General features: G+C 70.4%; 20 protein-coding genes. 15 read left to right on the top strand and 5 right to left on the bottom strand.

Going from position 1 to position 23,013, the window contains the following annotated elements; genetic code table 11:
- Positions 1–100: 100 nt before the first annotated feature.
- A complete protein-coding gene (locus ABGB10_RS22730) occupies positions 101–1,837 on the bottom strand; it encodes a hypothetical protein (protein WP_347662915.1) in 1,737 nt (578 codons plus the stop codon).
- A gap of 364 nt (positions 1,838–2,201) precedes the next feature.
- Here ABGB10_RS22730 and pseB point away from each other — a divergent pair, with 364 nt between their 5' ends.
- The 9 genes from pseB (at position 2,202) to ABGB10_RS22775 (ending at position 11,867) form a co-directional block, all read left to right on the top strand.
- Entirely contained in the window at positions 2,202–3,185 is a 984-nt protein-coding gene (gene pseB / locus ABGB10_RS22735; protein ID WP_347662916.1) for a UDP-N-acetylglucosamine 4,6-dehydratase (inverting), read from the top strand.
- On the top strand, positions 3,182–4,339 hold the full coding sequence (locus tag ABGB10_RS22740) for an aminotransferase class I/II-fold pyridoxal phosphate-dependent enzyme (RefSeq protein ID WP_347662917.1): 1,158 nt from the start codon (positions 3,182–3,184) through the stop codon (positions 4,337–4,339). The genes pseB and ABGB10_RS22740 overlap by 4 nt, the downstream gene beginning before the upstream one ends.
- A 10-nt stretch (positions 4,340–4,349) precedes the next feature.
- On the top strand, positions 4,350–5,198 hold the full coding sequence (locus ABGB10_RS22745; RefSeq protein WP_347662918.1) for a hypothetical protein: 849 nt from the start codon (positions 4,350–4,352) through the stop codon (positions 5,196–5,198).
- Positions 5,188–7,008: a class I SAM-dependent methyltransferase gene (locus tag ABGB10_RS22750; RefSeq protein ID WP_347662919.1), complete on the top strand. Its 1,821-nt coding sequence runs from the start codon at positions 5,188–5,190 to the stop codon at positions 7,006–7,008. The genes ABGB10_RS22745 and ABGB10_RS22750 overlap by 11 nt, the downstream gene beginning before the upstream one ends.
- A 32-nt stretch (positions 7,009–7,040) precedes the next feature.
- Entirely contained in the window at positions 7,041–7,772 is a 732-nt protein-coding gene (locus tag ABGB10_RS22755) for a glycosyltransferase family protein (protein ID WP_347663023.1), read from the top strand.
- Positions 7,769–8,827, top strand: coding sequence for a spore coat protein (locus ABGB10_RS22760; RefSeq protein ID WP_347663025.1), 1,059 nt, complete (start codon positions 7,769–7,771; stop codon positions 8,825–8,827). The genes ABGB10_RS22755 and ABGB10_RS22760 overlap by 4 nt, the downstream gene beginning before the upstream one ends.
- Positions 8,828–8,962: 135 nt before the next feature.
- Positions 8,963–9,598 (top strand): alpha-ketoglutarate-dependent dioxygenase AlkB, encoded by a 636-nt coding sequence (locus tag ABGB10_RS22765; RefSeq protein ID WP_347662920.1) that lies wholly within the window; start codon positions 8,963–8,965, stop codon positions 9,596–9,598.
- A gap of 206 nt (positions 9,599–9,804) precedes the next feature.
- Positions 9,805–10,995: a DUF262 domain-containing protein gene (locus tag ABGB10_RS22770; RefSeq protein WP_347662921.1), complete on the top strand. Its 1,191-nt coding sequence runs from the start codon at positions 9,805–9,807 to the stop codon at positions 10,993–10,995.
- A gap of 209 nt (positions 10,996–11,204) precedes the next feature.
- A complete protein-coding gene (locus ABGB10_RS22775; RefSeq protein ID WP_347662922.1) occupies positions 11,205–11,867 on the top strand; it encodes a HEPN domain-containing protein in 663 nt (220 codons plus the stop codon).
- Between the two features lie 101 nt (positions 11,868–11,968).
- Here the strand turns inward: ABGB10_RS22775 and ABGB10_RS22780 are convergent, their stop codons facing one another.
- Positions 11,969–14,452 (bottom strand): DNA topoisomerase IV subunit A, encoded by a 2,484-nt coding sequence (locus tag ABGB10_RS22780; RefSeq protein ID WP_347662923.1) that lies wholly within the window; start codon positions 14,450–14,452, stop codon positions 11,969–11,971.
- 32 nt (positions 14,453–14,484) lie between these two features.
- A complete protein-coding gene (locus tag ABGB10_RS22785) occupies positions 14,485–16,542 on the bottom strand; it encodes a DNA topoisomerase IV subunit B (protein WP_347662924.1) in 2,058 nt (685 codons plus the stop codon).
- Between the two features lie 251 nt (positions 16,543–16,793).
- Between ABGB10_RS22785 and ABGB10_RS22790 the strand changes: the two genes are divergently transcribed.
- The 3 genes from ABGB10_RS22790 (at position 16,794) to ABGB10_RS22800 (ending at position 19,861) form a co-directional block, all read left to right on the top strand.
- On the top strand, positions 16,794–17,483 hold the full coding sequence (locus ABGB10_RS22790) for a hypothetical protein (protein WP_347662925.1): 690 nt from the start codon (positions 16,794–16,796) through the stop codon (positions 17,481–17,483).
- Between the two features lie 156 nt (positions 17,484–17,639).
- On the top strand, positions 17,640–18,896 hold the full coding sequence (locus ABGB10_RS22795; protein ID WP_347662926.1) for a hypothetical protein: 1,257 nt from the start codon (positions 17,640–17,642) through the stop codon (positions 18,894–18,896).
- Positions 18,897–18,997: 101 nt separating this feature from the next.
- A complete protein-coding gene (locus tag ABGB10_RS22800) occupies positions 18,998–19,861 on the top strand; it encodes an alpha/beta fold hydrolase (RefSeq protein ID WP_347662927.1) in 864 nt (287 codons plus the stop codon).
- 43 nt (positions 19,862–19,904) lie between these two features.
- Here ABGB10_RS22800 and ABGB10_RS22805 read toward each other — a convergent pair whose 3' ends face one another.
- A complete protein-coding gene (locus ABGB10_RS22805) occupies positions 19,905–20,075 on the bottom strand; it encodes a hypothetical protein (RefSeq protein WP_167524891.1) in 171 nt (56 codons plus the stop codon).
- Between the two features lie 197 nt (positions 20,076–20,272).
- On the opposite strand from ABGB10_RS22805, the gene ABGB10_RS22810 reads away from it, so the two are divergent.
- Positions 20,273–20,902 (top strand): hypothetical protein, encoded by a 630-nt coding sequence (locus ABGB10_RS22810; RefSeq protein ID WP_347662928.1) that lies wholly within the window; start codon positions 20,273–20,275, stop codon positions 20,900–20,902.
- A gap of 73 nt (positions 20,903–20,975) precedes the next feature.
- Positions 20,976–21,434, top strand: coding sequence for a hypothetical protein (locus ABGB10_RS22815; protein ID WP_347662929.1), 459 nt, complete (start codon positions 20,976–20,978; stop codon positions 21,432–21,434).
- 18 nt (positions 21,435–21,452) lie between these two features.
- Here ABGB10_RS22815 and ABGB10_RS22820 read toward each other — a convergent pair whose 3' ends face one another.
- A complete protein-coding gene (locus ABGB10_RS22820) occupies positions 21,453–22,364 on the bottom strand; it encodes a DUF72 domain-containing protein (protein ID WP_347662930.1) in 912 nt (303 codons plus the stop codon).
- 132 nt (positions 22,365–22,496) lie between these two features.
- Between ABGB10_RS22820 and ABGB10_RS22825 the strand changes: the two genes are divergently transcribed.
- Entirely contained in the window at positions 22,497–23,000 is a 504-nt protein-coding gene (locus tag ABGB10_RS22825) for a DinB family protein (RefSeq protein WP_347662931.1), read from the top strand.
- Positions 23,001–23,013: the final 13 nt, after the last annotated feature.

Below are 23,013 nucleotides of genomic sequence, written 5' to 3' on the forward strand. Positions count from 1 at the left end.
CGCACATATTTCCACGGCGGACCGAATTCATTAACCGACCATGCTCCCGGTGGACATCCGCCGTTCACGAACAGCGTGTGTCCACCGGGGGCGGGTCGGGTCAGGCGCGCCGCCAGGCCGCCCAGTGCTGCACCGGGTTGCCGCCGAGGCGCACGAAGCCGTACGCCGTGCCGTCCCAGTCGTCGGCCTGGCCGGGTGCCCACCGGGCGAACACCACCTGCGCCGCCGCCGGCGGCTCCTGGTCGCCGAACCACCGGACGTCGGTCCAGGTCACCTGGTGGCTGAGGTTGAACCGCATGATGTAGTGGACGCCGGTCGAGGCCCACACCCGCTCGCCGGGGCGTACGCCGAGGTCGGCGACCTGAGGCGTCGGCGCGCTGCTCGCGACGAAGGGCCGCACCATGCGTTGGTCGATCACCTGCATGGTCGCGAGGTTGACCACGACGAGTACGCCGAGCACCGGCATCCGCAGCCGGGGAACCAGGACGGCGCCGACCAGCAGCAGGCAGCCGGCGATACCCACCAGGGACCCGACCACGGGTCGCATCTCCCGCCAGCTCCCGGTCAACGCCATCAGGTCCGGTGCGCCGAACCCGCCGTAGCGCAGGTAGTGTCCGCGACTGGCCACGTACGCGAGCCGGACGGCGATCAGGGCGCCGCCGCCGACCAGGAGGGCCACCGCGACGGCCGCCCGACGCAGGATCACCCGGCGGCCGGCGGTGAGCAGCACCCCGAGCCCCACCAGCAGCCAGAACGGCGCCAGCATCTGCACGTAGCGGCCGTAGATCGCGTCCAGCGGCTTACCGGTGATGCCGGCCAGGATCACCGACGCGCCACCGGCCACCCCGACGGTCACCACCAGTGCCACGCCCATCGTCCAGCGGGTCGCGTCGCCGTGCCGTGGCCGCCACAGCTCGCGGACGGCGGCGGCCCAGGCCACCCCCGCCATGCCGAACGTGATCACCACGAGGTACCAGAGTTGGGTGGCGACGGCGGCACCGACCCGGACCACACCCTGCGCGGAGGCGACCGCCTCGACCGTGCCACCGCCGGGGGTGCTGCCGAGCAGGTAGACCTTGTCGCCGAGGTAGCGGATGGCGGCGGCGTTGACGAGGGCCATGGCGAGAACCGGCAGCAGCGCCGCGAGCACCGCGGGCGGGCTGATCCGGCGGCGGATGAACAGCAGCAGGACCAACCCGGCGTGCACCGCCACGATCACCAGACCCCGGGAGTGCAGCAGGTGGAACCCGCCGACCAGCAGACCGACGGTGGCGGCGGCGAGCGGGCCGGGCCGGTCGATCCAGCGGTGCACGGCGAGCAGCCAGGCGACCACCAGCGGCGCCATCACCGTGTCGATCATCGCGATGCCGGCGTAGAAGGCGGTGGCCGGCAGGGTCGCCGCCGCGACCGCGCCGAGCAGCGCGTACGACCGGGGCAGCCGGAGCAGGCGGCGACCGAGCAGGTACGCCAGTGGAAGCAGCGCCGAGTTGATCATCGCATTGATCAACTGGACGATCCGGTAGCTGTCGGAGAAGTCCCGGTCCCCGAGGAACGCCGGCGAGATCAGCATCGGGTAGCCGACCCGACGCAGCAGGTCGTTCTCGCTGCTGAAGCCGCCCGGCCCGCCGGCCAGAGCACGGGCGGTGTTGAGGTAGCTGTCCTCGTCGGTGTGCGCGATCGGCAGGACGATGTGCCGGGACAGCCACATTCGCCAGGCGACGCTGAGCACCCAACCGACGACCAGCAGCAGCGGCACCACCCAGCGCCGAGCGGGTGCGGTGACCGGTGTCGCCGCCGCCACCTCCGGCCGTTCGATCACGTCGCTACCGGATGCCATCAACGCCTCCAGAATTGCCAGCCGGATCGGGCCCGCGCGGACTCCGCGGGCAGGTGGGCCCGCGTCGGTGACGCTCGGGATGAACCGCCCGCACCAGGCGGTGCGGATGTCGGGTGAACGCGGGAACCGGCTGCGAACGCGGCCGCCGAGTCTCCCGCGCGGCCACTGTAACGGCCCGAACCGGACTGGTCAGGCCGGTTGCGGGGCGGGTGGAAGTGTTCGCCTGGACGGTGCCCGGCATTCACGGGGGCAGGGGTCGCGGTTAACCGGCGAGCGCCGAGGAGTTAACCCGCCGTGGTTAGCGTCGCACCCCGGTCGGCCGGCCGAGGGCCGCTCGTTCATCCACGAACACGGGAGCACCAAATTGAGTGAGTTGAATGGATCGTCCATTCTGATCACCGGGGGAACGGGTTCCTTCGGCAGGACCTTCCTCCAGCACATCCTCACCGAGGCCGACCCCGCCCGCGTGGTGGTGTTCTCCCGCGACGAACTCAAGCAGTACGAGCTGCGCCAGCAACTGGGCGACGACCCGCGACTGCGCTGGTTCATCGGCGACATCCGGGACCGGCACCGCCTCACCCGGGCCATGCACGGTGTCGACCACGTGGTGCACGCCGCCGCGCTGAAGCAGGTGGACACCGCGGAGTACAACCCCTCCGAGTACATCGCCACCAACATCACCGGCTCGCAGCACGTCGTCGACGCGGCGATCGAGGCCGGCGTCCGGAAGGTCATCGCGCTCTCCACCGACAAGGCGTCCAGCCCGATCAACCTGTACGGCGCGACGAAGCTGGTCGGCGACAAGCTGTTCGTCTCGGCCAACCACTACGCCGCCCAGCACCCCACCCGGTTCGCGGTGGTGCGCTACGGCAACGTGGTGGGCAGCCGCGGCTCGGTCGTCCCGCTGTTCCGCCGGCTCGCCGCCGAGGGCAAGAGCCTGCCGATCACCGACAAGCGGATGACCCGCTTCTGGATCACACTGGACCAGGCCGTTCAGTTCGTCATGGACTCGTTCGACCAGATGCAGGGCGGCGAGCTGTTCGTGCCGCGCATCCCGAGCATGCGCATCCTCGACCTGGTCGAGGCCGTGGCCCCGGACGCCACCACCCACGAGGTGGGGATCCGCCCGGGCGAGAAGCTGCACGAGGAGATGATCGCGCCCGACGACAGCCGGCGGACGCTGCGCGCCGACGGCCGGTTCATCGTCCAGCCGACCATCGCCACCTGGGGCTACCAGCCGCCGGTCGACTGCGACCCGGTCCCGGACGGATTCGCCTACCAGTCGGACACCAACGACGAGTGGCTCACCGTCGAGCAACTGCGCGACATGCTCGGCATCAACGGATGACGGGGATGCTCCCGTACGGCCGGCAGTCGGTCAGCGAGGAGGACATCGCCGCCGTCGCCGACGTGCTGCGCGGCGACTGGCTCACCACCGGTCCGCAGGTCGACGCCTTCGAGGCCGACCTCGCCCGATGGACCGGCGGGGTGGGTGTCACCACCGTCTCCAACGGCACGGCGGCGCTGCACGTCGCGTACGCGGCCGCCGGGGTGGGCCCGGGCGACGAGGTGGTCGTCTCCCCGATGACGTTCGTGGCGACGGCCAGCAGCGCCGCCGCCCTCGGCGCGACGATCGTGTTCGCCGACGTCGAGGACGAGACCTTCTGCCTCGACCCGGCGGCGACCGCCGACGCGGTCACCTCGCGGACCAAGGTCGTCGGCGCCGTCGACTACGCCGGCCACCCGGCCGACTACGACGCCCTGCGCAAGTCCATGGTGGGCAGCGACGCGCTGCTGCTGGCCGACGCGGCGCACTCGATCGGCGGGACGTACCACGGGCGGCCGGTGGGCTCGCTCGCCGACCTGACCGCGTTCTCGTTCTTCCCCACGAAGAACCTGACCACCGCCGAGGGCGGCGCGGTCGCCGCACTGGACCCGGAGGTCCTCCTGCGGGCGCGCCGTTTCCGCGGCGTCGGTGTGGTCCGCGACCGCGACGAGCTGCGCCACCCGGACGAGGGCGGCTGGTACTACGAGGTGCCCGAGTTCGGGTTGAACTACCGCCTGCCCGATGTGCTCTGCGCCCTGGGCCGCAGTCAACTGCGCCGGCTGGCCGAGTTCAAGGCGCGGCGGGCCGCCCTGGTCGCCCGCTACGACGAGGCACTGGCCGACCTGGACGGTGTGCGGCTGCCCAACCGAAAGTCGTGGGCCGACCCGGTCTGGCACCTCTACCCGATCCGCGTACTCGACGGGCGTCGCCGCGAGGTGTACGACCGGATGCGGGCGGCCGGCATCGGCGTCCAGGTCAACTACGTCCCGGTGCACTGGCACCCCGTCTTCGCCGACCTGGGCTACCGGCGCGGGTCCTGCCCGGTGGCCGAGTCGTTCTACTCGCAGCAGCTGTCGCTGCCGCTCTACCCCGGACTCAGCGACACCGACCAGGATCGCGTCATCGACGCGCTGACCGCGGCCCTGCGGGCCGGCTCGGTGCGTTCCGCCGCCTGATGGGAACCTGATGCACCACGCCAACCACTTCTACGGCCACGCGCACGTGCTGGCCCGCTACGCCGGCCTCGGCGACCGGCACCCACCGCGGATCAACGGGTACGTGCAGCACGGCTGGAACATCGGTGACGGCCTCGCCCCCGGTCACCCGTACGCCGACCGCACCCCCAGCCTGCTCTGGTCGGAGCAGACCCGCCGCCGGGCCTGGTCGGTCGGGCGCCGCAACGTGGTCGTCATCGGGGCGCCGTTCGCCTACCTGCTGGCCATGCGCCCGGAGGAACCACCGGCCGAGGAGCGGGAGGGCACCATCTGGTACCCGTTCCACGGTTGGGAAGGGCAGCACGTCAAGGGCGACCACCGCAAGTTGATCGCCCTCATCCAGGCCACCGAGCCGGGCCCGGTCACGGTCTGCCTCTACTGGCACGAGTACCGGATGCGCAACGTCCGCCGGCTCTACGAGCGGGCGGGATTCCGGGTAATCTGCCACGGCTACCGGGGTCACTGGTGGAAGGACACCGACCCGGAGTTCCTCGACAAGCAACTGACCGAGCTGCGTCGGCATCGGCGGGTAGCATCCAACCGGCTGACCAGCGCGATCTTCTACGGCATCGCGGCGGGTTGCGAACCGGCGGTCTACGGCGACCCGATGATCCTGTCCAACGAGGACCCGACGTTCGGCGGCACCGCCCGCATCCGCCGCCAGTGGCCGGAGCTGCACGGCACCGAGGTCGACCTGCCCACCGCGGTCCAGATCGCCCGCGCCGAACTCGGTGCCGACCACCGCTGCACGCCGGCCGAGCTGCGCGAACTGCTCGGTTGGGCGAACCTCCAGGAGGAAGAGGACGACCGTGACGACTGAGACGGCACCCGCCGGCCGCATCACCCTGCCGGGCGGCGAGATGCTGGCCTGGTCCGACCTGCCGCAGAAGCGGTTGGCCGACGGTGGGCCCCTCGCCGCGCTCGCCACCCGGCTCGTGCCTCCCGGCGCCCGGGTCCTGGTGGCCGGGCCACACGACCCGGCCCTGCTCGACCAGCTCGGTCACGCCCAGGTGACCTGCCTGCTGCGCAGCCACCCGGACGCGGTCGCGCTGGCCCACCGAGCCGCCCACGTGGTGGTGGGTGGCCCGGCCGGGCTGCCCGACGAGACGTACGACGTGGTGATCGCCGCCGCCGGACTGGACCCGGTGGAGTCGGTGGAGGGCGCCCGGCTCGGCTGGAGCGGTGTGCTGGCGCGACTGGTCGCCGCCGTACGGCCCGGTGGCGCGCTGCTCCTGCGCCTGGACAACCCGCTCGGCCTGCACCGACTCGTCGCCACCACCCCCTGGTACGCCGCCCGCGACGACTCCGCCTGGGTGATCGGCGGGGTGCTGGATCGCGGCCACCCGGCCAACCGGGCCCAGCTCCGCGAACGGCTCACCGAGGCGGGGCTGCGGCCGACGGCGTGCTGGGCCGCGTACCCCGATGTCGCCAGCCCGACCGCCCTGCTCGACGCCGACCACCTCGACCGGGACGCCGGCTCCGGCCTCTTCGACGCCGTGCTGCACGGGGCGTGCGCGGGCGGTTCCACACGTGACACGGTGCTTCAGGACCCGGCCCGACTGGCGGTGGACGCGCTGCACGCCGGACGCGCCGCCGACCTCGCGCCGGGTTGGCTGGTGCTCGCCCACCGGCCCGCCGACACCCGGGACCACCCGCCGGCCGCCGACATCGACCTGCCGGTGGCGCTGATGCAGACCGGGCGTCCCGGGATCGGCGTGTCGGAGGTGCTGCACGGCCCGTCGGGTTGGCGGTGGGGGCTCGCCACGACCACCGGCACGCCGACGACGGCCGCCGCGCCGTTCGCGAGCCGCGAGGCCGCGTACCGGGACGCGGACGCGTTGTCCGGGCCGGTGCCGTCCGGCCGGCTGCTGCGTACCCTGCTGCTCGACGCGGCCCTGCGCCGCGACCTGGCGACCCTACGCACGCTGCTGCACGGGTACGCGGGCTGGCTCGCCGACCAGGCCGACGACGACGGCCGGATCGCCGGGGCGGCGGCGCTGGCCGGTACCGACAACGTGGTGGTCGACGGCGAGCGGTACGCGGTGCTCGACCCGAGCTGGCGGGCCACCGGCGCGTTGCCGGCGGACGTGGTGCTGGCGCGCGGCCTGTGGCGATTCGCGGCCGGCCTGCTCACCGGCGGGTACGCCCACCCGTGGTCGTCCACTCTCGACGTGGCGGGTCTGACCGTGGTGCTCGGCGGCCTCGCCGGTCACGACCTCGACCGCGCGACCGTCACCGAGGCGGTGGAGACCGAGGCCGCCATCGCCGCCGCGCTGCACGGGTTGGACCTCGACGGCAGGGTCAACCTCGCCACCGAGTTGCAGACGATCGCACCGACCGACCCGCCGGTCGGCTCGCGCAGCTACCAGCAGCTACGCGAGGCGTGGCTGCGCCAACGCGAGGAGATCAGCCGGCTGGCCGCGCTGACCGCGTGGACCGAGGAACTGCTCACCTCACGGGAACGCGCGCTACGCCGAGCCGAGACGACGATCGGTCTGCTCAGCGGCTCGATCAGCTACCGGGTCGGCCGACTCGCCATCACGCCGGCGCGGCTGGCCAAGCGGGGCGCCCGTGCCGCCAAACGGCGGGCCACCGCCGTGCTCGCACCGAAGCAGGAGGAGCAGCAGTGACCGGGACGGCTGCGACGGACCGCGCCGACGCGGTGCCCCGGATCACCGGCATCGTGCAGGCGCGAATGGGGTCGTCCCGGCTGCCCGGCAAGGTGCTCCGCCCGCTCGCCGGGCGTTCCGTGCTGGGCCGGGTGGTCCGGGCCGCCTCCGACAGCGGGGTCCTGGCCGACCTGGTGGTCGCGACCAGCACCGACACGATCGACGACGCCGTGGTGGCCGAGTGCGAACGGCTGGGCGTGCCGTGCCACCGGGGGCCGGTCGACGACGTGCTGGACCGGTTCCTGGGTGCGCTCGCGGCGCACCCGGGCGACGCGGTCATGCGGTTCACCGCCGACTGCCCACTGCTCGACCCGGAGATCATCACCCTGGTCGCGTCGGTGTACCGGGCGGTCCCCGGGCTGGACTACGCCAGCACGTCCATCGCCCGCACCCTGCCCCGAGGGTTGGACGTCGAGATCATCCGAGCGGAGACGCTGCGCACCGTCGGTCGGCTCGCGACCGACCACCACCGGGTCCACGTGACGTCGTACGCGTACACCCATCCGGAGCTGTTCCGGGTGCTCGGCGTGACACTCACCCCGGACCGCTCCGCGCTGCGGCTGACCCTCGACACCGAGCAGGACTGGGCGCTGGTCAACGCGATCATCGACCACTTCGGTGACGTCAGCGTGCCGCTGGCCAAGCTCACCGACTGGCTCGACGGGCAGCCCGAGCTGCGCGCGCTCAACGCCGACGTCCGGCAGAAGCAGCTGGAGGAGTCCTGAGCACGCTGCGGGTCGGGTTGCGCTGCGACGCGGGGCCACGACGAGGCGTCGGCCACCTCGTCCGCTGCCTGGCGCTCGCCGAGGAGTTCCTCGCCCGAGGCGCCCAGGTGGCCGTGTTCGGCACCGTCGAACGGCTCGGCTGGGCCACCGCCGAGCTTGCCGCACGGGGCATCCCCCTGCACCCTGGCCCGGACACGCCGGACGGGCTGGTCGAGGCAGCCCGCCGGCACGAGCTGGACGTGATGGTCCTCGACTCCTACGAGCTCGACCCGGCCGGGGCAGGCGCCCTGCGCGACGCCGGCGTGTTCACCCTCGCCGTGATCGACGGGGACAGCCGCGGACAGGTCGCCGACCTCTACCTCGACCAGAACTTCGGAGCGCAGCTACCGGAGCTACCCGGCCGACTGCTCGCCGGCAGCGGCTACGCCCTGCTGCGCGACTCCGTGATCACCGCCCGACCACCCGTCCCCCCACCCGCCACGGCGGTCAGCCGCCCCCGGGTGCTGGCCTTCTTCGGCGGAACGGACGCCGTCGGCGCGGCTCCGGTGCTGACCCGGGTGCTGGTGGCCACCGGTCACCCGATGGACCTGACGGTCGTCGTCGGCCGACCGGAGATCGAGGCCGAGGTGGAGGACGTCACCCCCGGCCGTGGGCAGATCATCCGACCGGTCCCGCCCACCACCTCACTACCGACCCTGATCACCGAAGCCGACCTGGTGGTCAGCGCCGCCGGCACGTCCACCTGGGAACTCTGCTGCCTCGGCGCACCCGCCGCCCTGGTCTGCGTGGTCGACAACCAACGCGAGTCGTACGCCCGCGTGGTGCGGCACGGCCTCGCCGCCGGTCTCGGCGAACTGCCGGAGCTGACCGCCGCGGGAGTCGCCGGACGGGCCACCCGTGCGGCGGCGGCGCGGACCCTGCTCGGGCTGCTCAACTCGCCGCAGCGGCGCGCGACGCTCGCCGGACAGGCGTGGTCGACCATCGACGGGCAGGGGCGGGCCCGGGTCGTCGACGCGGTGTTCGACGCCGTACGCCAGGCCGACCTCACGGTGTGATCGACTCCAGGTCGGCGATGTCGGGGTGTCTGGCCGGCGGGATGGCGCCACCTCGCCGAGGTGGCGTGGATCATGGGGGATCGGGGACAGCACAGCTCTAGCACGGATGTACGAAAGCGCTGCTAGGGTGGTCGCATGACGCAGGCCGCCTACCAGCCGTCGATGCTCGACCTGGCCGACGCCGGGCCGACCCTGGGGCCGCTGCCCGGTCAGATCCGCCGGCTCCACCTCACCCGGGGCGCCTGGGTCGACCATCTCCCCGGCTGGGTGCGAGGCTCCGACGCGGTCCTCGACACCCTGCTCACCGAGGTGCCCTGGCGGGCCGAACGCCGCGCCATGTTCGACAACGAGGTCGACGTGCCACGCCTGCTCTGCTGGTACGACGGCGACCGCCAACTCCCCCACCCCGTGCTCACCACGGCACGAGCGGAGCTGACCCGCCACTACGCACCCGAGCTGGGCGAACCCTTCGTCACCGCCGGCATGTGCCTCTACCGCTCCGGACGGGACAGCGTGGCCTGGCACGGCGACACCATCGGCCGCTCCGCGCACACCGACACCGTCGTCGCGATCGTCTCCTTCGGCGCGCCCCGACCACTGCTGCTGCGCCCTCGCGGCGGCGGCGACAGTCTGCGCTTCCCGGTGGGCCACGGCGACCTGATCGTGATGGGCGGCTCCTGCCAACGCACCTGGGAACACGCCATCCCGAAGACCACCCGCCCGGTCGGCCCCCGGGTAAGCGTCCAGTTCCGCCCCCACAACGTCGCCTGACGTTGTCGTCCGATAAGACTTCGCGCATTCCGCGCATTCATCCCATAAGGTGACGCGCCCAGGCATCCGAGGCGCCTATAAAGCGTGGTCCGTCGTGCGCCCTTTACAGGCGGCGAACGAAGTCGGCAATCCGCCGCACTCCAGGCGCATGAGCTATCGGCCCTGCCGGCCTGTCGCTCTGCAGCCTTTCGCCATAGGATTCAGCCATGACAGGAAGCGCTCCAATTGGCCACGACGAGGTTGACGAGTGGTACGAAGAAGAGGAAGTTTCAGCTCTACCCAGCTCCCCCACTCCGGTCGTTGACCCCGCGACCAAGTACGCTCGCAGTCAGCTTCGAGTAGTTAGGGAAACCAAAGATTATCAGCTTGACTACCTGCAGCATGCGCTCCGACCGGGCCGCGAATTAATTGACATTTCGCCTGCTTACCAGCGGCGACTCAGATGGTCGAACAAAAAGAAAGCGCTGCTTATTGAATCATTCTTGTTGAACATTCCGGTACCACCAATATTTCTTTTTGAGCGGGATTACAACGAATATGAAGTGATCGATGGACGGCAACGGCTTGAGTCGATCAGGGGGTTTCTGAACAATGAGTTCGCTTTGTCCGGTCTGGAATATTGGCCCGAACTGAATCGCAAGAAATTTGCAGATCTACCTCCTATTCTGCAGCGAGGCCTTCTACGGCGAAGCCTTTCGGCAGTCGTTCTCTTGGCAGAGACCCGAGAGGCCGAACAGGATGACCTCGACGTCCGGCGCGTGCTCTTTGACCGCTTGAACACCGGAGGCGTACGACTCAACCCACAGGAGCTGCGGAACGCGCTTCATCCTGGACCATTGAATAAGATGCTAATCGAGTTGGCCAGAAGTGCACCGTTTACACAGACTTGGGGGATACCGCCGCACATCGAAGGTGAGGAGCAAGACCCACCAGACGCGCTACTCAGAAATGCGCTTTTCTCGTCACTTGCCGACGCAGAACTGGTGCTTCGTTTTTTTGCTCTGCGAGATGCTATCGAGAAAGACAAGCAGGGGTCCCTGAGGAGCATCATGGATCGCTACATGGAGGCCAATGCATCTATCGAAGAGGACTCTGCAGAACGAATGATGGATGAGTTCAATGTGCAGCTGCTCCGATTCATTGAAGTGTTCCGCGGCGAACCCTTCCGCCTACCCACTGGGCGTCCGAGCCGGCCGCTATACGACGCACTCATGATCGCACTGAGCCAGAGCCCCGAGCTAGATATTGAGGCCCGCGCTGACGCGATTAGATCAGCTCTGGCGGCAGCCCTGGACAACGAGCACCAATACGATGTATTAGTGGGCCGCGGCAATACCATCGAATCCGTGCATGAACGAGTCGAGTTGGCAGGAGCCATCCTGCGGGCTAGGCAATGATGAATGATCTCGGCGAGGTCATGAGGGATTTCAGTACAGACCTTAGCCGCGTGCGGGATCTCCTTGGCCTGATTAAGGGATTTCGGGATTTCGGCTCGAGTTCTCCGCCTCCTGAGGTTACGGACGGATCGGTAGCTTGGGTGGAAGCAATGAGTCTGAAACGGTCGGCTCCAGGCCTCAGGACTGACTTGCCTCTCATGTCGGGGTCGATGCTCCTATATCTTTGCGGACGATTTGAGTATTTCGTTCGACAGGTTATTGAAGCCCTGGGAGACGAAATTGCGAATCGTGCTAAGGACTACGACTCATTGCCATCGAGTCTGCGCGATGAACTCAGGCGTAGGACTTTGGATGTCGCAAAATCTCCTGCCCGTTACGGCTACAGTTCGCAAGAGGCGGACGCACTGATCGTCGGCCTAGCAACCAACCTCGACCGCTCTCAAAAAACCGAACCGATCATGATTGACTCAAAGGTTTTAAGTGTGACAGAGTCGAACATGAGAGCGAACACTCTGAACGAGGTGATGAAGCGAGTCGGGATGCAAGACACGTGGAAGGAGCTAGGGAAGCAAGCCAAGCTTAAGATTTACCTTCAGAAGCAATCTGATGGGGAATGCGCAGCCGCGGCCCAGAGAAGACTGGATGACTTAATGATCCAGCGAAATAACATCGCTCATCCGACGGGTGGCACATCTTTCCCAGACCCAGATCAGGTTCTCTGGATGGCCGGCTTCCTCGAAGAATTAGGCAGGTCCCTCGTCGAACTCTGCCAGGTCCACTTGTCAATATTCCCCGCCGCCAATGGCAGCACCGGATCGGAGTTCTCTGCACCGGCGCAGCGGGTTAGTAGATCGCCCAACCCTGCTAATTGACCGGCTTGCAGATCCATCAACAGTTGGGCTGCGGGTGGGCGGAGGTCCCATACCGCCGCCCACCCGCCGTCGAAACCGGGCGAGCACCTTCACTCACCGGGTCAGTCGCGTTCGATGAGGTGGCCTACCACAGTTGGGCCGAGCATCACGGCGAAGCCGGAGCCGTCGCGGCGGGGGTCCGCCGCCGGCAGCTCGACCGGCTCACCCGTGCCGGTCGCGCCGACCGGTCGCGGGCCCACCCAGGCGACCGCCACGTCCGTCTCACCCTTGAGGAAGCGGTGCGCGCGCACGCCGCCGGTCGCCCGCCCCTTGGCCGGGTACGCCTTGAACGGCGTCACCTTGACCGTCGCCCCAGTGGAGGTGACCACCATCGGCTCGCCATGCCCCGGATCGTCGGTTCGCACCGCCCCGAAGAACACCACCCGCGCCCCGGCCGGCAGGTTGATGCCGGCCATCCCGCCGCCCTTCAGGCCCTGCGGACGGACCAGCCCGGCGGAGAAGCGCAGCAGTGCCGCGTCCGAGGTGACGAACGTCAGTGTCTCGTTGCCGTCGGTCAGCCAGGTCGCTCCGACCACCTCGTCGCCGTCGCGAAGACCGATGACCTCGAACTCGTCGGAACGTACCGGCCACTCCGGCGCGCAGATCTTCACCACGCCCAGCCGGGTGCCCAGGGCCAGCCCCGGCGAGCCCTCCGCCTGACCACCCAGCGGGGCCAGGCCGACGACGGTCTCCCCCGCCTCCAACGGCACCAACTCGGCCGCGGACATGCCGCCCCGCAACGACACGGTGCCGGCCTGCTCGGGCAACACCGGCAGCGGCAGGACGTCGACCTTGAAGGCCCGACCGGCGCTGGTCAGCAGCAACACCCGACCACGGGCGGTGGAGTGCACGATGGCGCGTACCGTGTCGTGCTTGACCCGACCGTTGCGTCGGCGCCCCTCGGCGCTCTCCTCCGACTCGGCCGCGGTCCGGGCGACCAGCCCGCTCGCGGAGAGGATCACCTGGCACGGGTCGTCGGCGACCTCCAGCGGGCCGGCCGGCGCGGACGCGGCCAGCACCTCCTTCAGGTCGCCGTCGACAAGTGTCGTACGCCGTTCGGTGCTGAACTGCTTGACCACGGCCGCCAGCTCGTCGGAGACCACCTTCTTGAGCACCCGCTCGTCGTCGAGGATCGCGCTCAGCTCGGCGATCTCGGCGCGCAGCCGCTCCTGCTCGGCCTCCAGCTCGATCCGGTCGAACTTGGTCAACCGGCGCAGCGGAGTGTCCAGGATGTACGTGGCCTGGATGTCGGAGAGCCCGAAGCGGCTCATCAGCCCGTCCTTCGCGGCCTGCGCGTCGTCGCTGCCCCGGATCAGCCGGACCACCTCGTCGATGTCCAGCAGCGCGATCAGCAGACCGTCGACCAGGTGCAGCCGTTCCTGTCGCTTGCGTCGCCGGTACGAGGTGCGCCGGGTGACCACCTCGTACCGGTGGGCCAGGAAGACCTCCAGCAGCGCCTTCAACCCGAGCGTGCGAGGCTGCCCGTCCACGAGGACCAGGTTGTTGACGCCGAACGACTGCTCCAGCGGGGTCAGCCGGTAGAGGTCGGCGAGCAGCGCCTGCGGGTTGACGCCCACCTTGCACTCGACCACGAGGCGGGTGCCGCTCTCCCGGTCGGTGAGGTCCTTGACGTCGGCGATGCCGGTCAGCCGCTTGGTCTTCGTGACCTCGTTGGTGATCGCCGCGATGACCTTCTCCGCGCCGACGCCGTAGGGCAGCTCGACCACGGTGATCGCCTGGCGACCCCGGCTGCCCTCGATCGGACCGATCTCCACCTTGCCGCGCATCCGCACCACACCGCGCCCGGTCTCGTACGCGCGGCGCACCTCGTCGAGGCCGAGCAGCACGCCACCGGTGGGCAGGTCGGGGCCGGGGACGAACTCCATGAGCTTGTCCAGGGTGGCGTCCGGGTGGTTGATCAGCCAACGGGCGGCCTGGACGACCTCGGCGAGGTTGTGCGGGATCATGTTGGTGGCCATCCCGACCGCGATCCCGGACGCGCCGTTGACCAGCAGGTTGGGGAAGGCCGCCGGCAGCACGGTCGGCTGGGTCAGCGACCCGTCGTAGTTGGGCTCGACGTCGACAGTGTCCTCGCCCAGCTCACCGACGAGCAGCATGGCCTCGCGGGACATCCGGGCCTCGGTGTAGCGGCTGGCGGCCGGGCCGTCGTCCGGGGAACCGAAGTTGCCATGCCCGTCGATGAGTGGCACGTTGAGCGAGAAATCCTGCGCGAGGCGGACCATCGCGTCATAAATGGCCGTATCACCGTGTGGGTGGTACTTTCCCATCGTATCGCCGACAATTCGGGCGGACTTCACGTGCCCACGGTCGGGGCGGTAGCCCTGCTCGTACATCGACCAGAGGATGCGCCGGTGCACGGGCTTGAGGCCGTCGCGGGCGTCGGGCAGGGCGCGGGAGTGGATGACCGAGAACGCGTACTCCAGGTAGGAGTCGGAGACCTCGGTGACCAGCGGATTGTCGAAGACCCGCGCGCCAGCCTGGTCGAACGAGGAGAGGTCGACCTTGTTTTCCTTGCGGCGTGCCATGACTCAGCTCTCCACTCGAATGAAACGTGGGCTCACGCGTCGATCGCTTCCCGGTCGACCCGGTCGGCGGAGTCGATCAGCCAGTTGCGGCGCGGCTCGACCTTCTCGCCCATCAGCAGTTCGAGGATCCGTTCGGCGGCGTCGACGTCGTCGAGGGTGATCCGGCGGACGGCGCGGGTGGCCGGGTTCATCGTGGTGTCCCACAGCTCGTCGGCGTCCATCTCACCGAGACCCTTGAAGCGCGGGATGGGGGTGACGATCTGCTTGCCGGCCTTCTCCAGCTTGCGGACCGTCGTCTCCATCTCGGCCTGGGTGTAGGTGTAGACGGTCTGCGGGTTGCGCCCCTTGGTGGTGATCTTGTGCAGGGGCGGCATCGCGGCGTAGAGCCGACCGGCCTCGATCAGCGGGCGCATGTAGCGGGCGAAGAGGGTGATCAGCAGCGTGCGGATGTGGGCGCCGTCGACATCGGCGTCGGCCATGATCAGCACCCGGCCGTAGCGCAGCGCGGCGAGGTCGAACGTGCGCCCCGAGCCGGCCCCGAGGACCTGGACGATGGCCGCGCACTCGGCATTGTCCAGAACCTGTTGGAGGTTGGCCTTCTGCACATTGAGGATCTTGCCCCGGATCGGCAGCAGCGCCTGGTATTCCGACGAGCGCGCCATGCGGCTCGTCCCGAGGGCGCTGTCACCCTCCACGATGAACAGCTCGCTGCGGTCGATGCCGGTCGCGCGGCAGTCGACCAGCTTCGGCGGCATGGACGCGCCCTCCAGGGCGGTCTTGCGCCGGGCGGCGTCCTTCTGTTGCTTCTGGGTGAGCCGGACCCGGGCCGCGTCGACGATCTTCTGCAGGACGGTGCGCGCCTCGGCCTTGGTGCGCCGGTCCTCCATCCAGGCCTTGACGTGCGCGTCGACCAGGGTCTGGATGACCTTGGTGATGCCGGTGGTGGACAGCTCGTCCTTGGTCTGCGAGGTGAACTGCGGCTCCGGGATCCGCACGTGCACCACCGCGGTCATCCCCTCCAGGACGTCGTCCAGGGTGGGCGGCTCCTCCTTGGCCTTGAGCAGGCCGCGGGTGTTGCGGACCGCGTCGGCGAGGGCACGGACGAGGGCCCGCTCGAAGCCCTTGCGGTGGGTGCCGCCGTGCGCGTTACGGATGGTGTTGGTGAAGCACTCGACGGTGCGCTCGTAGCCGGTGCCCCACCGGAACGCCACCTCGACCTCGGCGCGCCGCTGCACGTTGGACTGCATGACGCCGTTGGCGTCGGCGGCATTTTCCCGGTAGGTGCCCTCGCCGTTGACCAGCAGGGTGCCGGAGACCGGCCGGTCGCCGGCCGGGGCGAGGAACTCCACCATGTCGCTGAGCCCGTTGGGGTAGTGGAACCGCTCCTCGGCGGGTGTCTCGCCGGTCAGGTCGCGCAGCAGATACGTCACGCCGGGCACCAGGAACGCGGTGTTACGCAGCTTCATCCGGACCGCGTCGACGTCGAGCGCCGCGCCGGTCTCGAAGTAGCGGGCGTCGTGCCACCAGCGGATCGACGTGCCGGTGCGTTGGCCACGCTTCACCGCGCCGACGACCTGGAGCCCGGGGCCTGCGGTGAAGGGAGCGTCCGGCCCGTCGCCGTCGAAGATCCCCGGCACGCCGTGTCGGAACGACATCGTGTGGATCTTTCCGGCCCGGCGGACGGTCACGTCGAACCGGCGGGACAGCGCGTTGACCGCCGAGGCGCCCACACCGTGCAGGCCGCCGGAGGTCTTGTAGCCGGAGCCGCCGAACTTGCCGCCGGCGTGCAACCGGGTGAGCACCAGCTCGACGCCGGAGATGCCGGACTTGGCGTGCACGTCGGTGGGGATGCCCCGGCCGTCGTCGTCGACCTGCACCGAGCCGTCGGCGTGCAGGATCACCTCGACGGTGCTGGCGTGACCGGCGACACCCTCGTCGGTGGAGTTGTCGAGGATCTCGTTGACGAGGTGACCCACGCCACGGCTGTCGGTGGAACCGATGTACATGCCGGGCCGCTTGCGGACGGCGTCCAGCCCCTCAAGGTGGGTGAGGTCATCGGCCCCGTACAGGGTGTCAGGCTCTGCGGTCAACTGGTCGTACTCCCCGGTCTCGGCGGTGTGCAGCCGGTCGCCGGCGACATCAGCCGGCGTGGCGCGCCGCAGCGAGCCTAGCCCGAGGCTAGGACAACTGTCGGAGGCCCCGCGCGAACCGCCGCGCGTCGGTCCACGGACGTGAGCCAGGAAACAGCCAGCGGGTGATCACGGGACCACGCAGAGACACCGTCGCCGGTACGCTCCCGATCATCGCGGCCGTCGAGCGCACGGGTCAGGGGGCGATCAGGGTGGACGAGACGACACGTGTGGCGCTGCGGCGCTCCCTCGGCACGCGCGCCCGGCGCTGGCTGCTCGCCGGCACCCTGCTGGCGGGGCTGCTCGCCGCGGTGGCGCTGGTCGACGCTGCCGCTCCCGCCGACCGGACGTTCGCCGCGCTCTCGGAGACGGTGCAGAGCCTGATGTCGGTGGTGACGCCGCTCTTCGGCATCCTGCTCGTCCGCGACCTGCGAGGGGCGTCCGGCCCGGTCCGCGTCCGGCCCAGTGTGCTCGCGGTGGGGCTGCCGGCCGTCGTCATCGCGGTCGCCGGCGTGCTGATCTGCGTCGCGACGCTGGCCCTCGCTCCGGCGGACGCCGCCGACGAGCCGTGGCGGCACGCGGGGACGGTCGCGGTCGGCAGCGTGCTGGTGCAGGTCGTCGCCGGGCTGGTCGGCACCGGGCTGGGTCTGCTGCTGCGGTCGACGGTGGTCGCGTTCGTCGCCACGATCGTCCTGCCGTTGGGCCTGTTCGCGCTGCTCGGCGGCGTGGAGGCCGCGCAGCCGTGGCTCACCCCGCTCGGCAGCGTGCGCAACCTGCTCTCCGGGGACATGACCGTGCTGCGGTGGGCGCAGTGGTTGTGCGTACTGCTGCTCTGGGGTGTCGGATTGAACCTCGTCGGGGCGATGGCGTTGAAGCGTCGGAGCGGCACGGCCGGCAGCTAGTCCGGCGTACGCGGGTCCGTCTCGACGAGGCGGGCCCGCCTTGGCGTGCGTGTCTTCCATCGAACGAATCTGTTACGGGCCATTGACGCCCGTTGCACAGGGGTGATCTGATCGCGCTCTCAGAGAATCTTTCATCTTTCGATGGATGGGGGCCCCATGCCCAGGTTCCGGCGTACCGCGCTCGCCGCGGGACTAACGATCGCCATGGCAGCGCTGTCGACCGCCGTCGCGCTGCCCGCACCCGCGTCCGCCGCGCTGCCCACCGCCGCGGTGGCACTCGGGGACAGCTTCATCAGTGGCGAGGGCGCCGGGGCGTACACCCCGGTGGTCGACGCCAACGGGGTCAGCCAGGGCTTCCCCGGCTGGACGGCGGCGAACAACAACGCGTTCTTCTGCCACCGCTCGGCGAACGCCTCGCTCCACCAGGCCAACCTGCCGGGCATCCAGAACCGGTTCAACCTGGCCTGCTCCGGCGGCCAGCCACACGACATCGGCAACGCCTCGCAGGCGCGCACCAACGGTCGCACCGTTGCCTCGCAGGTGAGCCAGCTGCGCGCCGTCGCGCAGACCCAGGACATCGACCTGGTGCTGATCGGCCTCGGCTCCAACAACAGCTCGTTCACCTTCGGCAGCGTCGCGGAGAAGTGCGCCAACCGCTTCATCGCCGACGCCTGGACGGGCTGGTGGGAGTTCTGGGCGTACCTGAACGGCCCGGTGGAGCAGAAGCCGTGCAGCGACGCCGACCTGGCCACCGCGGCGCAGCTCAGCGCCGCGACCGCGGAGACCACCGCAGCGGTACGCCAGATCCTGACCACCCTCGACCAGGTGGACGCGGACGGGCAGCACCGGGTGGTCTTCCAGGACTACACGAACCCGCTGCCGCTGGACCTGAACCAGCAGTTCCACGAGGAGGACAGCCGGGACGACACCCGGGACAAGTTCCGTGACCTGGGCGCCGAGCGGTACGCGGCCGGGTGCCCGATCCACCGGGCCAGCCTGGCGCCGGGGCACCGCTTCTCCCAGGGTCTGGGCGGCATCGTCAAGTCCACCCGGGACACTCTGGCCGCCGAGTTTCCGGCCGACGACCTGGTGTACCTGAACGTGCAGCAGGCCTTCAACGGCGCCCGGCTGTGTGAGCAGACGAGCAGCCCGTCGGGCGCGCTGGCGACCCCGATCCGGCTTCAGGACGGCGCGACCGGCACCTTCGTCACCAGCCTCGCCGGCAAGGACAAGATCGCCATCCAGCGGATCGCCAACACCTGCGTGAGCTACTTCCAGACCTGCCAGGAGTCGTGGCACCCGAACGCCACCGGGCACCAGGTGCTCGGCCAGTGCCTGAGCGGGGCGGCCTCCACCAGCGCCCGTTCGGTGGCCTGCGTACGCGCCGGCAACGGGACGATCTCGGTCTCCTGACCGCAGCGTCCTTCGAAGGGCTCCGCCACCCGGCGGGGCCCTTCGTCGCGTCCGGACACCTGCGGCTACCCGCTGGTAACCTCGGGTCGTAAGCTGAGCCGATGAGCGGGGAGCCGGAGTACGCGCAGGAGTTCGTCGACGTCGACGGTGGTCGGCTGGGTGTGCAGGTCTATCCGGAGCCGACCGGGACGACGGACGCGCCGGTGGTGGTGATCTGGCCCGCGATGGGGGTCCGTGCCCGCTACTACCGGCCCTTCGCCGCCGAACTGCGCGCCGCCGGGCTGGCCGTGGTCGTCGCCGACCTGCGTGGCACCGGAACGAGCACCCCCACGCCGAGCCGCGCCGACCGGTACGGCTACCGGGAACTGGCCGGCGACGTCGACGCCGTCCTGGCCGCGCTCAAGCCCCGGCTGGACGGGCGCCGCCGGTTGCTGGTCGGGCACTCACTGGGCGGGCAGGCCGCGCTGCTGCATCTCGCCCTGCACGGCGGCGACGAGGTGGACGGGCTGGCGTTGATCGCGGTCGGCATCCCGTACTGGCGAAGCTACCCGGGTCGGCGGGGCCTCGGCGTGCTGCCGTACACCCAGGGGATCGCCGCGACCGCGGCGCTGCTGCGGGTCTGGCCGGGTTGGGGCTTCGGCGGCCGGCAGGCGCGCGGCGTCATCCGCGACTGGGCCCACACCGCGCGGACCGGCCGATTCCCGCGCCTCGACGGTACGGACACCGAGGCGACGGTACGCACCGTGCGGACCCCGGTGCTGGCCGTCAGTGTGGACGACGACCAGTTCACCCCGCACGAGACCATGGACCATCTGTGCGCGAAGCTCACCGGTGCTTCGGTGACCCGGGAGCGCTACACAGTGGAGCAGGCCGGTGCGCCACTGGACCACTTCACCTGGGTCCGGGCGAGCGCGCCGCTGGCGCGGCGGATCGCCGAGTTCGCAAGCGACCTGCCGCCCCGGTGAGACGTTCCGGCCGGGTCGCCGTACGACGACCCGGCCGGGCGACTCATTCGTCCTGGTCCAGCGGCACCAGCTCGTCGTCGCGCTCCACCTGGATCGCGGCGTGGTCCTTGCGGGGCGCGACCTCCGCGGTGTTCCGGTGCGGGTCGTTGTCGGGGTGCATGAGCACGGCGTCTGTTTTGGGGGTCTTCTCCCGGCTCTCGTCCGGCTGCGACATCGCGTTCCCCTCTCGTCGGCGTCGCTTGCGGAGGTACCCGCCATCGCGCGAAGGACTCCTGCTGACGGCGAGGCGACCCACCGACGCCCGCAACGTCCCCCACCTGCCGGTACGGCGCGGATCGGCCCGCCCGGGGCGGGGTTAGCCGCCCGGGCGGCGGGTAAGCCGCACCGCCCGACACGGCGGAAGGGGATCACATGTCCGAACGGCACACCGCATTGCGCTCGATGCACGATCTGGGCCTCGCGGCCTGGTTTGGCGGCTCCCTCATGGGAGCCTTCGGCGTCAACGGCGCAGCGGCGAAGATCAGCGACTCGACTCAGCGACTCCCGGTCGCGTCGGCGGGATGGTCCAAGTGGACCCCGGTCAACGCGGCGGCGATCGGCGCTCACCTGGCCGGCGCGGTCGGCGAACTGGTGACCGAGAGCCCACGGGTGGCGGCCCAGGCCGGCGTCGGCCGGGTCAGCGCCATCAAGACCGCGTTGACGATCGGCGCGCTGGCGGTGACCGGCTACAGCCGACTGGTCGGCATGCGGTTGGAGAAGGCGGGTGGCCCGTCGGTGAGCGGCGCCACCGAGCCGAACCACCAGACGCCGGCCAGCGTGGCCTCCTCGCAGCGGCAGATGAAGCTGCTCCAGTGGGCCATCCCGGCGTTGACCGGGACCCTGGTGGTGGTCACCGCGTACATGGGCGAGCAGCAGAAACCGGGACAGGTGTTCCGGGGGATGCTCGGCCGGGCCGGTGGGATGAGGGGCGCCTCGAAGACCATGATCAAGATGGCCGGGATGAGCAACGGCAAGCGGCCGATGGCGATGGCCGGACGCTGAACGGCGGGCCGGTGGGCGTCCCGCCGCCACCTCGACGGCGGGGCACTCTCCGGCCCTACGGGGACTCATCGGCGTGACGACGACGGCCTGCGGCGACGCGCGGGCGCGCAGGGACGGCACATCGTCCGCCGACAGCGGCGGACCGACGAGCGGGGTGGCCATGGCGGCGGACGAGGGACGCAGCGGCGACAACGACCGGCTGGAGCCGGAGGCGGTGAAGCCGTGGGGCACCGGCGACGGCTTCGACGCCGACGCGCCCTGGGGCACGGACGAGGACTCGCCGATGGACGAGGGCAGCGAGGAGACCGCGGTGCCCGAGGGCCGGCGCGGGGAGCGACGCGCAGGTGCCCCGGCGGGCCGCACGGACCCGGCCGGACGGCACGGCTTCGGCTCGGTGGAACCAACCCGTACGCCGATGGCCGGCCCGGGTGCGCCACCCGACCCGGCCCCCAGCGGCAGGACCTTCCCGGACGACGCCGACATCGGCGAGTCGACGCAGGACGCGTTGCGCACCCGGGGCCGGCGCTCCTGAGCTGACCGCCGGGGGCAGTCAGCCGGTGGCCGACGTGGCCCGGGCGCGGTCGTCGACCATCGTCTCGGTGAGCAGTTGCGCCAGCCGGGTGGCGTCGCGTTGGGCCTGCCCGGCGCAGCAGTTGTTGAACAGCACGTGCAGGTCGTCGACCTCGGTGGACAACTCGGCCAGCAGCCCGGCCCAAACCCGAAGCTCGTTCTCGGCGTACGCGTACCGGAACTTCTCCTGCTTGTCGCCGCCGTCCCAGGCCTCGCTGTGGCCGTGGAACCGGACGATCGCCGGCTGCGCCGTCGCGGTCAGGATCGGTGGCACCGACGACGGGTGCCCCTGCGGCATGTCGACGCAGACCAGGGACAGGTCGTGCGCACGCAGCAGATCCAGAGTGTCCGGTGCCGCCGGGCCGTCGAACCAGGACCGGTGCCGCACCTCCACGCCGACCCGCCACGGCCGGCAGCGCTGCGCCAGCTCCACGATCCGGCGCTCGGCGGCGGCGCTGCGCACCAGCCACGGGGGGAACTGCAACATCACCGCGCCGAGCTTGCCGGCCGCCGCGATCGGGTCGAGGGCCGCGCGGAAGCGGGCCCACAGCTCGTCGTACGCCTGCGGCGGCAGGTCACGTCGGCGGATCCGGCTCGGGCCGGCGGCCGGGCGTAGGTCCCTGGGCAGCGCGGCGACCGGGGTCGGGTGGCCGGTGAGGAGGCTGAAGGCCTTGACGTCGAACGTGAAGTCGTCAGGCGTGGCGTCGACCCACCCGTGCGTGGTCTCGGGCACGGGGACCGCGTAGTAGGACGTGTCCACCTCGACCAGTGGGAACCGGCCGGCGTAGAAGCCCAACCGGCGGGCCGGCGTGTTGGCCGAGCGCGGGTACCACCCCGAGCGCAGCAACGACTGGTCCGCCCAGGACGACGAGCCCACCTTGATGACACCCATGTCATTCAGTGGACAGCCGCGGACCTGGATCGGCAACCGCTGGCGGGTCGGGGCCGGGAAGTGTCGGTGCCTCGTCCTACGGTGACCGAGCGGGTTCCGAGGTTCGAGTGGACAGCGACGAGGGGTGGCGGCATGACCAGCACCGAGCAGCTCACCGGTGAGCGGGCCGACTTGTTACAGACACTGCGCAGGCATCGGGGTTTCCTCCTGCACACGGTCGACGGGCTCACCGACGAGCAGGCGGCCGCCCGCCCCACCGCCAGCGAGCTCTGCCTCGGTGGCCTCGTCAAGCACGTGGCCGGCGTCGAGCACCGTTGGATGCTCTTCGCCGTCGGCGGTGCGGAGGCGATGGAGCGCGCGGAGGTCGACTGGGTCGGTCAGTTCCGGATGGCGCCGGGCGAGACGCTCGCCGGGCTGGTCGAGCGGTTCCAGGAGGTGGCTGACCAGACCGACGAGCTGCTCACCACCCTCGACCTGGACGCGGCGCACCCGCTGCCGCAGGCGCCCTGGTTCGAGCCGGGCGCGAGTTGGACGGTTCGGCGGGTGTTGCTGCACCTGATCGCCGAGACGTCCCAGCACGCGGGGCACGCCGACATCCTGCGCGAGTCGATCGACGGTGCCCGGACCATGGGCTGACCGCTGATCCTCA

This window comes from Micromonospora sp. B9E7, from assembly GCF_039871815.1.
Classification (GTDB): domain Bacteria; phylum Actinomycetota; class Actinomycetes; order Mycobacteriales; family Micromonosporaceae; genus Micromonospora.

Coding starts and splice junctions, on each gene's coding strand:
- ABGB10_RS22730 (WP_347662915.1), bottom strand. CDS start 1,837: ATGGCATCCGGTAGCGACGTGATCGAACGGCCGGAGGTGGCGGCGGCG.
- ABGB10_RS22740 (WP_347662917.1), top strand. CDS start 3,182: ATGACGGGGATGCTCCCGTACGGCCGGCAGTCGGTCAGCGAGGAGGAC.
- ABGB10_RS22745 (WP_347662918.1), top strand. CDS start 4,350: ATGCACCACGCCAACCACTTCTACGGCCACGCGCACGTGCTGGCCCGC.
- ABGB10_RS22765 (WP_347662920.1), top strand. CDS start 8,963: ATGACGCAGGCCGCCTACCAGCCGTCGATGCTCGACCTGGCCGACGCC.
- ABGB10_RS22770 (WP_347662921.1), top strand. CDS start 9,805: ATGACAGGAAGCGCTCCAATTGGCCACGACGAGGTTGACGAGTGGTAC.
- ABGB10_RS22775 (WP_347662922.1), top strand. CDS start 11,205: ATGCTCCTATATCTTTGCGGACGATTTGAGTATTTCGTTCGACAGGTT.
- ABGB10_RS22780 (WP_347662923.1), bottom strand. CDS start 14,452: ATGGCACGCCGCAAGGAAAACAAGGTCGACCTCTCCTCGTTCGACCAG.
- ABGB10_RS22795 (WP_347662926.1), top strand. CDS start 17,640: ATGCCCAGGTTCCGGCGTACCGCGCTCGCCGCGGGACTAACGATCGCC.
- ABGB10_RS22800 (WP_347662927.1), top strand. CDS start 18,998: ATGAGCGGGGAGCCGGAGTACGCGCAGGAGTTCGTCGACGTCGACGGT.
- ABGB10_RS22805 (WP_167524891.1), bottom strand. CDS start 20,075: ATGTCGCAGCCGGACGAGAGCCGGGAGAAGACCCCCAAAACAGACGCC.
- ABGB10_RS22810 (WP_347662928.1), top strand. CDS start 20,273: ATGTCCGAACGGCACACCGCATTGCGCTCGATGCACGATCTGGGCCTC.
- ABGB10_RS22820 (WP_347662930.1), bottom strand. CDS start 22,364: ATGGGTGTCATCAAGGTGGGCTCGTCGTCCTGGGCGGACCAGTCGTTG.
- ABGB10_RS22825 (WP_347662931.1), top strand. CDS start 22,497: ATGACCAGCACCGAGCAGCTCACCGGTGAGCGGGCCGACTTGTTACAG.